We start from the raw sequence: 12,447 nt of genomic DNA, 5'->3' as shown, positions 1-12,447 counted from the left end.
ACGCTCTGCTGCGCCGCAAGCGATAAGAAGCGACCCGTAGCCTGATAAAGGCTGGGCGTGCAAGAGTTTGTCTCCGCTCAAAAGGTCCACGTCTACGTCCAGGTTTAGGTCCAAGTCCACGTTTATTGGCATAATCATTCCTATCTTAGCGCTTATGGGTCGGTGTCCCCGGCTGTTGCCGCGCTGGCGCACAGCGGCGGAATTGGTGATATAGTCGGTGGTTGGGCCCTTCCGGCTACGGATAAGAAATCCGCATAGCCGGGATCGAAATCGCCATGATTCCTTTGAAAGACGACAATCCCACGCAAATAACTCCTGTAGTAACCTGGGGATTGATCGCCATAAACGTGGCGGTTTTCCTGTATCAGGTCTCCCTCGGTCCCAGGGAGGGCCGATTGTTTGTGTACGAGTATGGCGCTATTCCTGCCGTGATCTTCGGGTTCCAGGCGCTGCCGGGCTCCCTGGCTGCCATCCCTCCTCAGCTCAGCTTGTTCACCAACATGTTCCTGCACGGCGGATGGCTGCATCTGATCGGGAACATGTGGTATCTGTGGATATTCGGGGACAACATCGAGGCAGCCATGGGACGCTTCCGCTACCTGGCCTTCTACCTCATCAGCGGGTTCCTCGCTTCGATGAGTCACGCGCTTTCGGACATGTCGTCGGTTGTGCCGGCCGTTGGAGCGAGCGGTGCAATCTCGGGAGTGCTCGGGGCCTATTTGCTGCTGTATCCAAGGGCCCAGGTTCTGGTTCTTGTCCCGCTCGGTTTTTTCACCCGGCTGATGTACATCCCGGCCGGATTCGTGTTGGGTTTCTGGTTTGTGCTGCAACTCCTGAGCGGAAGCATGAGCGGCAAGCAGAGCGGGGGCGGTGTGGCTTTCTGGGCTCACATCGGCGGGTTTCTTGTCGGGATGATGCTCGTCGGTCTGTTCAAAAAGCGGCAGGTCCGATTTTTCAATCCGCCACGTTCTCGTTCCGGCTATGCTCAATGGTAGCAGCTCGCATTTGCCACGATCCCCCACGCTTATTGCTTAAGAAATCGGTCGATGTAATCCTTGATGACGGGGTAGGGAAGCACCTGGGTCAACCGCTGCTGGCGGCCTGTTTCGGTGATGACAAAGTAGGTGGGGGTCGAAGTGATGTTGCGGCTGCGTCCCAAAGTCAATTCGTGCGCGAGGGCGACCTCAATCGCCGGATCCGAGGCCAGCTTGTTCAGGCGGACTAATTCTGCAGGATCCAGAACTTTGGCGAGGACGGCGTCGAATTTGCCGTCCTGGGCCCACTGATCCTGTGTGGTGTACAGCGCGTCAGTCACCCGCAGCCATCGCTCCCTGCCGAGACGCATGGCAGCGAGCGCGAGGCGTGCAGCCGAGCGCGCCAATGGATGCATGTCCAATGGAAAATCGTGGTAGACCACATAAACCTTTTTAGTCTCGGCATAGTCTTTGATCAGAGGTTTGATGATCCCGAGATAAAAGTCACGGCAGTGGGGGCACTGATAGTCCGAGAACACCTCTATTCTTATGGGAGAGGCGGCATTGCCGCAGAAGTAGAGTTCTGCCGGTTTTACTGTGCCGGTTTGCCCGGTTGCCGCGAACAGGTTCGGCTTCGGTTGGCCTGGTTGCAGCAGGCATAGTACCGCCGCCAGCAGCGTGGAAGCGGCCGGTAGGGGGATCCGGTTTTCGCGCCGCTTCGGTCGCACTGGTGTTGGAGTCATAGCCCTTCCCATCGGTTCGCGGCTCGCGGGTGTCCTGGCGGTTTCTCCGGCCGTCCCGCGGAGCAGCGCCACACCGTCTACGCAGGTCGGCGCCTCCGTTATTCGGAGCGCTTCATCTCCCACTCGTGCAGTTCGAGGGACCGCGCCCCATTCTTAACGTACGGGTCGCTCTCGGCGATTTTCCGGGCTTCTTCCAATGAGTCGGCTCTGTAAATAACCAACCCACCCGCCCCATCTGAGAAACGGCCGCGCGCGAAGATTGCGCCCTCCTTCTGCTTCCGGTCAAGAAACTCGACGTGCGCAGGTCGCAACTCCTGGCTCTTTACCAAGTCACGCATCGGTAAGAACGCTGCAAAGTATTTCATTGGTATCAGCCTCTCGTTCTTCATCCAGCAGTTTAGCAGGGCAATAATGGCACGATTCTCGCATGAAACGGAAGGAAACAAAACGCCCAAACTCAGGCGAGGTGCACGCCTGCTATTTCTGCAGAGCACGCAGGCTCGTATGGCCCGTGGTCATCAACAAGCTGGCTTCCGGCAGCAGTTCGATCGCCTTCTTTACCTGGTTATCGGCCTGGATTGCTATCTTGACACCCGCCAGCCGCCCAAAGGCGGAGGTATAGACTTCCTGTTTGATACCACGCTTTATAAAATCGATATTCTCCTGAATGTCATCTTCTTTGAATTCGATGTTTCGGCTGCGCAGGTAGTCCTTGAAGTCTGTCAGAATCGCGTCGGTGATTTCCGGATCCGGAATCGGCACCGGACTCCGATCAGGGCGGGGACGAACTTCCGCGCGGTTGAGGGGCAGCCTGAAGTTGCCCGCGGCGGCCGTCTGGCCCGACGCCAGCCGGAGCGCATATTCAAAGAATATATACTGGGAGGACAGCAGCGTCTCGAAATGGTTGAGTTTTCGGTCCGGCACTTCGAGGTCAGGAGTAATGCCCCCTCCGCCCAGCACCTTTCGACCGCTGTCCGTCTGCCTGACTTCCCGCGGTTCGCCTGCGCGCGCCAGCCCGCCGCCGAGGTAGTAGTAGTCGAGGAGGGTGCCGGAATAATCACGCTGGATCTGGCGTCCGCTCGGTGTGTAATACCTGGCGGTAGTCAACGCCATGCCGGTGACGTTGCCCAGGGAGTAGACCGATTGGACCAAGGCCTTGCCGAAGCTGGTTTCCCCCAGGATCAAAGCCCGGTCATGGTCCTGGAGGGCGCCGGCTACGATCTCGGAAGCACTGGCGCTCTGACCGTTAATCAGAACGACAACAGGGATGCGAATCCTTCCCCGGCTGGGCGCCCGATAGATTTTGGCCGAGCTCCGCGCACGCCCTTTGGTGGACACGATCATCTGGCCGCGCGCCAGAAACAGGTCCGCCACATCGATAGCCTGGCTGAGCAGGCCTCCGGGATTGTTCCTGAGATCGAGAATCAATCCCGAGAGCCGGGCGGGCGCCAGACTTTCCAGCTTCTGGTTCAGTTCTGCCGCCGTCGACTCCGAGAAGCGGTCGATCTTGATGTACCCCGTGCCCGGGCTGACTTCGAATGCGTGCGGCACCGAAGGAATGGGTATTTCATCCCGCTCCACTTTGAATTGCAGCGGGTTGCGGACGCCCAACCGTTCCGCGGTGATGGTCACCCAGCTGCCATGCGGTCCGTGCAGGCGATCCACGACTTCATCCCGGGTGAGATTGTCAATGGCCTCCCCCCCGATATGAGTGATCACATCGCCCGCCCGCAGGCCGCTGCGTGCGGCCGGCGACTCAGGGACCGGCGGCTCTATGATGACCACCCGGCCGCTATCGCGCCGCAGGCGCCGAACGTTGGCGCCCACACCGAAATACGAGCTGCGCTGCTCTTCGCGCAGCCGCGCGAACTCCCGCGGATCGAAAAAGCTGGAATGGGGATCCAACGCGTGCAGCATCCCCTTGATGGCAGAGTAAAAGAGCCGGTCCGCCTCAATCTTGTCCACGTAGTTCCGCTGAATGACGTCGAGCGCCTCGATAAAACTGCCGGGAAACTCATCCGGGCGGGGCGGCACCGGGCCCGTAGCCATGCGGCCGCCCAGGAAGCCGCAAATGAGCGATGACGTTACGACTATCAGGATCGCGAGCGCTCCAGATCCATTCCTCATCATCGGACGGCTCCAGTTTCAGCGGAGTACCTGCCTCACCGGCTTGCGGTCATCCCCCATGATGTACATGACTATCTATGGACCCGGGTCGAGCTTCAAGCAGAATTCATGCTCGCGCCGCACAGGCTCCAAAATGGCGGTCGCCGCAGCACACCCCCGGCAATCTCTCTCCGCCTAAAGCGATGGCAAACGGACCGCAGCATCGGCGGGGCGCACAGGTTCGGCCTTCGGCAGTTCCGGAGTGAAATCCTCGCCCGGATTGATGAACTTGTCGCTCTCGAAGTGATACTGCTTGTCGTAAAGCTGGCGGTAGCGGCCGTTTGCCGCAAGCAATTCCGTGTGGGTGCCGCGTTCGATGATCTCGCCGCCTTCGAGCACCAGGATCTGATCGGCACTGCGAATGGTGGAAAGCCGGTGTGCGATCACGAACGTGGTGCGGCCATGCCGCAGGCGCCGCAGGCCGTCCTGAATCAGCGCCTCGCTCTCGCTATCCAGGCTGGACGTCGCTTCGTCCAGGATCAGAATGCGGGGATCCGCCAGGATCGCGCGCGCAATTCCGACCCGCTGCCGCTGGCCTCCGGATAGCTTGATGCCCCGCTCGCCGACCACCGTGTCATACTTCTTCTCGAAACCCTCGATGAACTCCTCGCAATGCGCGATGCGGGCCGCCTCGCGGATCTCCTCGCGCGCAGCCCTGGGGCGCGAAAACCGGATGTTGTCGGCAATCGTGCCGTCAAACAGGAAGTTTTCCTGCATCACCACGCCGAGATACGAGCGGTAATCGCGCAGCCGGACCGCCTTCACATCGACGCCATCGATCAGGACGCGGCCCACAAGCGGGTGGTTGAATGCCATCACGAGGCCAATGAGCGTGCTCTTCCCCGAGCCGCTCGAACCCACCAAGGCAGTCGTCGAACCCGCGGGCGCGTGAAGAGAGACGCCTTTCAGCACCGGCACGCCTCCGTTATAGGCGAAACTGACATTTTCGAAGACAATGTCGCCGCGCACGGAAGGCAGCGGCCTCCGGCTCTTGTCGTCATCGTCCTCCGTGGCAATGCGCTTGATTTCGTTGATGCGGTCGAGGCCGGCGAACGCCTCGGTGATTTGAGTTCCGATGGAGGCGATCTGTACCAGCGGCATGGCCATCAGCCCGGTGAAGAAAATGTACATCACCAGATCCCCGAGCGTCATCTTCCCGGCCACGATGGCGTTCCCGCCGACCAGTATCATGATGACCCCGATCATGCCGATGATGACGCTGGAAGCAGACCCGGTGGCGGACACCCCGGTGATAGACTTGGCCACGTTCCGGAACAGCCGGTGCACGCCATGCGTGAAGACGATGTGCTCACGCTTTTCCGCGGTGTAAGACTTGACGATGCGGATGCCGCCCAGGGACTCCGCAAGGCGTCCGGTGACCTCCGCATTGATCTTTCCACGCTCGCGGAACAACGGTCTCAGCCTCTTGAAGGCAAATGCCATGATGCCGCCGAAGCAGGACAGAACGGCGAGAGTCACCAGCGTCATTTCCCAGTTGAGATAAAACAGCACCCCCAGTGCCAGAAAACCGGTGACGATGGATCCGGTCAATTGCACCAGGCCGGTACCCACCAGGTTCCGGATGCCTTCCGCGTCCGTCATGATGCGCGAAATGAGCACACCCGTCTGCGTGGAATCGAAGTATGACACCGGAAGCCGCACGACGTGTGCTTCCACGCTCCGCCGCATGTCTGTGATCGCGTGCTGCGCAGCCACGCCGAGCACCTGGGAAAGAGCGAAAGAGGTGGCCGCATCGATCAGCGTGGCTGCACCCGCAGCCAGAGCCAGCAGAGGAAGCAGATCGTGGCGATGCTTAATGATCACATCGTCGATCAGGAACTTCGAGCACGCCGGCAGAACAAGTCCCGCCACGCGGCTGATGAGCATGAGGAGCAGGCCGAGGGCCAGGCGCGAACGATGCTCCGAAATCAGCCGGCGCGCCTCGCCCCATGCTTCCGACCATCGGATTTTCTTGTTGTCCGCCAAGACCACTCCTCCATCACCGTCGTCCCTCCGGTTTCACCCAACGCGAGCGCGAAGGACGCGAGAAACACGGATCATCTTGCCGCACCCGGTTGCCGGTCCGCGGGCAACCGGCAGATGACGTTCTCTATGGTAGTACCTCCAGATCAAAGTGCGAAGGCAGATTCACAAGAGGAAGGACACATCTTGGACCGGAAGACAACCGTCGCGAGAATGCAAAACAGCCTGAGGGCTGCGATCGAACCTGCAGACACAAGATACACGAAGCCCGCGACGCAGTTTTCATGTGTTTTGTGTGTCACGTGTCCGCAGAAGGCGGATCTCTTCGCTGTGCCTTAACGTGAGTGCCGTCACATCTTTCCCGGCGCCTGTCGAATAGCCTATATCGATAGGCCGTCGAGGAGGTGCCATGCGTCGCCATCTGGCGTCAAGGCTACTGGATGCGTTCCGGACCGTCCTGGGTGCCGGAGTCTTGCTATGTTGCTCTATCTCCTTGCCGGCCCAATTACCCCAGCCGGATTACGACTTGAACCACGACGGCTCCATTAATGTCCTGGATCTTCAAATTCTGGTGAATGCCATCCTCGCGGGCGTCCAGACCGGCAGTGGGGATCTCAACGGCGACGGCAGCGTGAATGTCCTCGACCTGCAGTTGCTTGTGAATCGCATCCTCGGCATTTCAAGCCCACCGTCGGGTGTGCCTCAAATCGCGGGTTGTCAGATTTTCCCCGCCGACAATCCCTGGAACAGGGATATTTCCGGTGATTCCGTGGACCCGAACTCCGCCAATTACATCAACCACATGAACGGCGGTCTAAAGTACCTCCACCCGGATTTCGGCTCCAATCCGACTTATGGGATTCCGTTCGTGGTCGTATCCGGCACGCAAGCCAAAGTGCCCGTGAGCTTCGGCTATGCAGATGAGAGCGATCCGGGACCGTACCCTATCCCTCCCGATGCCCCCATTGAAGGCGGCGCCTCTTCTACCGGAGACCGGCACGTGCTGGTCCTGGATAAGGATCGCGGACTGCTTTATGAGACATTTGATTCGCATTACATTGGGCCGGGGTGGAGCTGTGGTTCGGGAGCCATATTCGACCTCAATTCCAACCGCTTACGGCCCGACTATTGGACGTCGGCCGACGCGGCGGGTCTGCCGATCCTTCCGGGTCTGGTCCGTTATGATGAGGTTGCGGCGGGTCAGGTCAATCACGCCATCCGTTTTACGGTGCAGTCCACCCAGAGGGGATTCATCCATCCTGCGACCCACTACGCCAGCAGCAACACGGATCCCAACGCACCACCCATGGGGTTGCGGATTCGACTCAAGGCCGGTTACGACCTCTCCCGATTCACTGGCGCGGCAAGAGTGATTTTGACCGCCATGAAAAAATACGGATTGATTCTCGCCGACAACGGGTCCGACTGGTTTTTTACCGGAGCCACCGATTCGCGCTGGAATGACACTGATCTGAACCAGATCAAAACAGTCCCCGGCAACGCCTTCGAGGTGGTCGTCTCAGGCCCCATCATCCGTTGATTGACAGGCATCTGTCTGCGCGCACATTCAGCTGTCACAAAATCCGGCTACGGGATATAATGCTTACACTTCTATTGCATTTCCAGAGGCATACGGTGGATTGTCCGGTTGAAGGAGACATTCACCTTAACCGACAAAACACTGGGAGACCTGCAAATCGAGAAAGCAGGCCGACAAAACAATGGGAGTGTCTCGCCTCGATGACAACATCCGGGTGACCTGCTCGGATACCCCTGAGGCTCTGCCGCCGGCATGACTGTCCGGCAGAACATGCCTCAGGATAGCACGAGTTCAAACGCGGGGATGTTTGATGGAGCCGGAAGGGCGGCAGGAGATCGAGCGAATCTACCAACTGGCCCGGCAACGAGAACCGGCCGAGCGAGCAGCTCTTCTCAAGGAAGCATGCGCCGGCAATGAATCCCTACGCAAGGAGGTCGAATCTCTATTGGCCGACGCATCAGGGGTGGACAGCACCTTGGGATCTACTGCCCAACAAGTTGCTGGGAGAGCAATTTCTCGGGCCGGGACAGGGGGACCGGGCTCCCAGGTTATCGGCCGATTGCTGTCGCACTACCACGTTCTGGAGAAGATCGGTGAAGGGGGCATGGGTGTGGTCTACCGTGCCCACGATGAAAACCTTCAGCGGAATGTAGCCATCAAGGTCCTTCCGCCGGGCACACTGGGCGACGAATCCGCACGCAAACGCTTCCGCAAGGAAGCGCTCGCCCTTTCCAAGTTTAGTCATCCCAACATCGAAACCGTTCACGAGTTCAACAGGCAAGATGACCTTGATTATTTGGTAATGGAGTACATCCCTGGCAGAACGCTGCGCGAAAAGCTGTCCAAAGGGTCCATGCCGGAGGGAGAAATTGCAGCGCTTGGGCTGCAGTTGGCAGAGGGACTGACGGCGGCGCATGGACGGGGAATCGTCCATTGCGACCTCAAGCCCGCCAACCTGCTCGTCACGCCCGAAGGAAGGCTGAAGATTCTGGATTTCGGCCTGTCGAAATCCGTTGACCTCAAGCAACCAGTCAATGCCGACGATGTGACAACCCTCAGTTTGTCGCTACCCGGAACGCTGCCGTATATGTCGCCGGAGCAGCTGTCGTACAGCCCGGTGGACGAACGCACCGATATCTATTCGGCCGGCGTGATTCTCTATGAGATGGCAGCCGGGCGGCGCCCATTTCTTGAGAAGCTGCCGAGCGCCCTTGCCAATGAGATTCTCCACAGGTCGCCGCCGCCACCGAGCCAGTTCAAGCGCAATATTTCACTCCGTCTGGAAGAGATCATACTGAAGTGCCTGGAAAAGGACCCCGCGAACCGCTATCAGACGGCCAGAGAAATGTCGGTGGACCTCCGGCGGTTCAGCGCGCTTGTGTCGGAACCGATCATCCCGACTCCCCGCCCGAGGCCGCTGCAGCCGGGCTCGATCCTCGTTCTCGTGGCGGTATTGATGGCAGTTCTTGTTACTGTATGGCTCTGGCGCAGCCGCGCTGGAAATGGCCCGGTTCCCCAGTTTCAGACACACCGGATCGTGGCTGAAACAGAGCCGCCCGCGAAGCCGAGCTTATCGCCGGACGGCGGCAGCATTGCCTACCTATCCAACCGGATGGGAGGCCGGAATGTTTTTGTGATCCGCCCTGATGAAAGCGAGCCGAGCCAAATAACTACCGGCACGGCTACGGATGACGACCCAGCCTGGTTTCCCGACGGAAAAACGTTAGCATTCTCTTCCGATCGCCGTGGCAGACAGGATATTTGGCAAGTTGACCTTCGGGGTAAAGACCCGGCACTCCTGCTGGAGGATGCCGGCCATCCTGCCATATCACCGGATGAAAAATGGCTTGCCTTCACAAGGACCCTGGCGAACGGGCGTCAGCGCATTGGCGTTGCCAGGCTGCCGGACGCTTCGGATCAAATAATCATCACAGACGATGGAGACGGCCCCGGCAACCATAAAGACCCGGTGTGGTCGCCTGACGGAAAGATGATCTGCTACTCGAGCCAGGAGGATTTGTGGGCGATCTCTCCAGAAAAAGGGGGATCTGCAACAAGAGTGACCCGGGAAAGCCTGCCAGACGTTGAGCCGGCCTGGTCGCCCAATGGCTACCTCTATTTTGCCTCCAGGAGAGAAGGAACCACCGCCCTCTACCGGGTAAAGGCTTCCGGCGGGACGGCCAAGCGAATTTCCATCGGAGGAGTAGCGGAGAATCATCCTTCGATTTCGAGGGACGGCACCAGGCTCGTCTACTCGACCGCCGCGGCCGACAGCCAGTTGTTCCTGTGCGATCGCGAGTCGCTCAAAGAAACTCCGCTGTCGAGTTATCCGAATGACATCATGGGATCGTTCTCCCAGGACAACAGCAGGATAGTTTTCCTGTCCGCGCGCAGGAGCGGCAATATCTCTCTTTGGATGCAGGATCTCGTCGCGGGCCAGCCGGCAGGTTCGCCTTCCCAACTGTTCAATCTGGCCGGAGGCATATCCCATCCGGCATTCTCCCCAGACGACCGATGGATTGCCTGCTTCCGAATTCTGGACGGCAGGCGTGACATTTTTATGATTCCGATTGCGGGGGGAGAACCGGTTCAATTCACTTCCAACCGAGGGCGAAATATCCATCCTTCATGGTCTGCAGACGGGACGAAGCTCGCCTATGCGTCTGACCGCAGCGAACTCATGCAAATCTATATTGCGCCGGTGGAAAACGGCAAGCGAATCGGGCGGGACCAGATCCTCAGCACTAAGCCGATCAGCGCCTATTCTCCGGCTTGGTCGATGGATGGGCGTTGGATTGCGTTCATGGGAGAGGTGAGCGATGAGTACGAGGTGTATGTGATGCGCGCAGATGGAAGTGAACGGGCGAATCCGATCACAAGAGGCGCAAACGCAAAGACGGTGCGATGGGATTGGGCAAGGAATGAGATACTGGCCAGCGGCAGCTGGGGCGGCGATCGGACCACAATACGCAGAGGTTCCCCTGAAAACGGCCGATTTCAGCCGTTGAGCCCTCCGATCGATTTGGGCTCAAAAATCATGGACAGTCCCGTGTTCAACATCTCGCGAGACGGGCGTCTGCTCGTTTTCTCGAGAGAGTCGTCGAAGAACGGAGATATCTTGCTGCTCACAGTCACAAAAGGGATTTGGTGACCCACCGGGAAGGAGAGACCCGATGAGCAAACATGCAAAGAGAAGCACAGAAAGACCCCGAAAAGAAATCAGAGCTGACGCCCTGGTCCCGGCATTTGAAGAACTCGAAAAGAAGACGAAACTCCTGAAGAAACTGGTGAGCACTTCCAAGGTGCTCATGCTGGCCGAAGGAGACGGAGGGCCGCTGGATGGTGGAAATCCGCCCATCTATGCAATCTCCGATTGCGAGTGCTCCCCGGAGAGATTCAGATACGTTTACAGCCTCATCAGCGATCTCGCGGTGGCCGAAAAGATATTCCGAGCATGGCGGAAACATTTGATCCGATAGCCGATTGGCTGGTTCCGTAGGGCGTAAGCTACGAAATCATGCGGCGGACTGGGATTCGGCGGCAAGGCAGCCCCGCGCCTCTCTGTCACCGCAGGGTCGTGCCAGGCCAACGGCCGCTCATTCGCTGAGAAGTCATTCGCGGGCCCCCATACACTCGCGGGGATAAGTCCAGTCCTAACGAGGAGCTCAGGTAGAACCATGGCTCATCATGATCTCCATGGATCATCGGGCCGGCGGGCGCCGCGCCCTGAGGCCATTCGCTCTCTCGTAGCCATTCTCACAGCTCAGTGCAATCTGCGCTGCAGCTATTGCTACCAGAACGCCAAGACTTCGCTGCACATGGACTGGAATGTCCTGCACGCCACGATCGATCTAGCGTTGAGTACCGCCGGAAAGACCATCAAGCTGGCATTCAGCGGAGGTGAACCTCTGTTGAAATATCGCCTGATGCAGCGGGCGGTTCGCTACGCCCGGGAGAAATGTCCTCCAGACAGGCACATCAAGTTCAGCCTGGCCACCAACGGCATTCTCCTCACAAAGGCCAGAATCGCGTTTCTTGTCAGACATGATTTCAGCATCTACCTGAGCCTCGATGGGATCGCTGCAGCGCAGGACGCTCGATCCATAGGTTCATTTGCGATTCTCGATGGCCTGTTGGATCACCTGCGCAAGAAACATCCCGATTTCTTCCGCAACAATCTCACGATCCGGGCCACCGTCACCCCACGCTCGATCCGATATCTTGGCGAAACCGTTGATTATTTTCTGGGCAAAGGCCTGCGGCATATCGCAATATCGCCGGTATTGACCGCATGTCCAGAATGGCGTGTCGAAAACGTCCAGGAGATCGAAGCTCAGTTCCGTCGAATTTTCAAAAGCAGCCTCGATCACCTGGATCGAACGGATGCGGTGCCCTTGCTCCTCTTTCGCAAGATTCGGCATGAGCCAGCCCATTTCCTCAAGCGGCGATCCATGTGTGGGGTCATGCTTGGCAAAACACCGGCCGTTGATGCAGACGGACAGGTCTATGGCTGCGCCGTTCTTGCCTGTTCCGGCCAGAGGCCTCGTTCTGCGCTGCTCCGTGAGCGTTTGGACGGCTTGCGGTTGGGCGATCTCAGGGAGCGCGGGTTCAGGAAGCGGTTCGCAAAGTTCCCGCAGGCGGTGCTCCAGGCAGAAATCTTCGACCACAAGGAGAATAAGTATTCATCTTACGGGCGATGCCGCGACTGCAGATACTTTGCCGCGTGCTCGATCTGCCCTCTTGCCATCGGCTTCGATCCTGCGAACACAGATCCCCACCGCATTCCTGATTTTGCCTGCGCCTTCTTCAAAACCCAGTTCAAGTACCGGGAACTATTCCCGGTACAGGGCGAGTGGCGCGCCGCCCGCGCAACGCATGCGGATCCTGCACGGCTGATTGCCCGCTTCAAGGTCTTATTTGGTTTTGACCCGACGAAAAGTGACTGCGACCGCCGCAAATCCAGCCCTTGCTAAGTGCACCAACTCGGGCAATTACACTATCCCATTTTTGACTGCGGGAGCTACCGATGACATCGCAAGGA

General features: G+C 58.6%; 9 protein-coding genes. 5 read left to right on the top strand and 4 right to left on the bottom strand.

From position 1 onward, the window contains the following. The first annotated feature begins 275 nt into the window (after positions 1–275). The gene (locus tag LAP85_07960; protein ID MBZ5496322.1) at positions 276–995 is read left to right on the top strand and encodes a rhomboid family intramembrane serine protease; all 720 of its coding nucleotides are present in this window, start codon (positions 276–278) and stop codon (positions 993–995) included. Between the two features lie 29 nt (positions 996–1,024). On the opposite strand, the gene LAP85_07955 is transcribed toward LAP85_07960, so the two are convergent. The 4 genes from LAP85_07955 to LAP85_07940 form a co-directional block, all read right to left on the bottom strand. Further along, complete coding sequence (locus tag LAP85_07955) at positions 1,025–1,717, bottom strand: DsbA family protein (GenBank protein MBZ5496321.1); 693 nt, start codon at positions 1,715–1,717, stop codon at positions 1,025–1,027. Between the two features lie 98 nt (positions 1,718–1,815). Beyond that, positions 1,816–2,082 (bottom strand): YciI family protein, encoded by a 267-nt coding sequence (locus tag LAP85_07950; GenBank protein ID MBZ5496320.1) that lies wholly within the window; start codon positions 2,080–2,082, stop codon positions 1,816–1,818. A gap of 112 nt (positions 2,083–2,194) precedes the next feature. After that, positions 2,195–3,847 (bottom strand): S41 family peptidase, encoded by a 1,653-nt coding sequence (locus LAP85_07945; protein MBZ5496319.1) that lies wholly within the window; start codon positions 3,845–3,847, stop codon positions 2,195–2,197. A gap of 171 nt (positions 3,848–4,018) precedes the next feature. Next, the gene (locus LAP85_07940) at positions 4,019–5,770 is read right to left on the bottom strand and encodes an ABC transporter ATP-binding protein/permease (protein MBZ5496318.1); all 1,752 of its coding nucleotides are present in this window, start codon (positions 5,768–5,770) and stop codon (positions 4,019–4,021) included. Positions 5,771–6,275: 505 nt separating this feature from the next. On the opposite strand from LAP85_07940, the gene LAP85_07935 reads away from it, so the two are divergent. The 4 genes from LAP85_07935 (at position 6,276) to LAP85_07920 (ending at position 12,379) form a co-directional block, all read left to right on the top strand. Next, the gene (locus LAP85_07935) at positions 6,276–7,406 is read left to right on the top strand and encodes a hypothetical protein (protein MBZ5496317.1); all 1,131 of its coding nucleotides are present in this window, start codon (positions 6,276–6,278) and stop codon (positions 7,404–7,406) included. Between the two features lie 310 nt (positions 7,407–7,716). Beyond that, on the top strand, positions 7,717–10,557 hold the full coding sequence (locus LAP85_07930; protein ID MBZ5496316.1) for a protein kinase: 2,841 nt from the start codon (positions 7,717–7,719) through the stop codon (positions 10,555–10,557). A 22-nt stretch (positions 10,558–10,579) separates the two neighbouring features. Next, positions 10,580–10,885: a hypothetical protein gene (locus LAP85_07925; protein ID MBZ5496315.1), complete on the top strand. Its 306-nt coding sequence runs from the start codon at positions 10,580–10,582 to the stop codon at positions 10,883–10,885. Between the two features lie 198 nt (positions 10,886–11,083). Then, positions 11,084–12,379 (top strand): radical SAM protein, encoded by a 1,296-nt coding sequence (locus LAP85_07920; protein ID MBZ5496314.1) that lies wholly within the window; start codon positions 11,084–11,086, stop codon positions 12,377–12,379. Positions 12,380–12,447 lie beyond the last annotated feature (68 nt).

The organism is Terriglobia bacterium (assembly GCA_020072565.1).
In the GTDB taxonomy this organism is placed as follows: Bacteria; Acidobacteriota; UBA6911; order UBA6911; family UBA6911; genus JAFNAG01.
Note: the sequence above shows the minus strand (reverse complement) of the source record. Positions and strands in the feature narration are given on the sequence as shown.

Excerpts from the sequence above, each read along its gene's own strand:
- LAP85_07960 (MBZ5496322.1), top strand. The coding sequence starts at position 276 with ATGATTCCTTTGAAAGACGACAATCCCACGCAAATAACTCCTGTAGTA.
- LAP85_07955 (MBZ5496321.1), bottom strand. The coding sequence starts at position 1,717 with ATGACTCCAACACCAGTGCGACCGAAGCGGCGCGAAAACCGGATCCCC.
- LAP85_07950 (MBZ5496320.1), bottom strand. The coding sequence starts at position 2,082 with ATGAAATACTTTGCAGCGTTCTTACCGATGCGTGACTTGGTAAAGAGC.
- LAP85_07945 (MBZ5496319.1), bottom strand. The coding sequence starts at position 3,847 with ATGATGAGGAATGGATCTGGAGCGCTCGCGATCCTGATAGTCGTAACG.
- LAP85_07940 (MBZ5496318.1), bottom strand. The coding sequence starts at position 5,770 with ATGCTCATCAGCCGCGTGGCGGGACTTGTTCTGCCGGCGTGCTCGAAG.
- LAP85_07935 (MBZ5496317.1), top strand. The coding sequence starts at position 6,276 with ATGCGTCGCCATCTGGCGTCAAGGCTACTGGATGCGTTCCGGACCGTC.
- LAP85_07930 (MBZ5496316.1), top strand. The coding sequence starts at position 7,717 with ATGGAGCCGGAAGGGCGGCAGGAGATCGAGCGAATCTACCAACTGGCC.
- LAP85_07925 (MBZ5496315.1), top strand. The coding sequence starts at position 10,580 with ATGAGCAAACATGCAAAGAGAAGCACAGAAAGACCCCGAAAAGAAATC.
- LAP85_07920 (MBZ5496314.1), top strand. The coding sequence starts at position 11,084 with ATGGCTCATCATGATCTCCATGGATCATCGGGCCGGCGGGCGCCGCGC.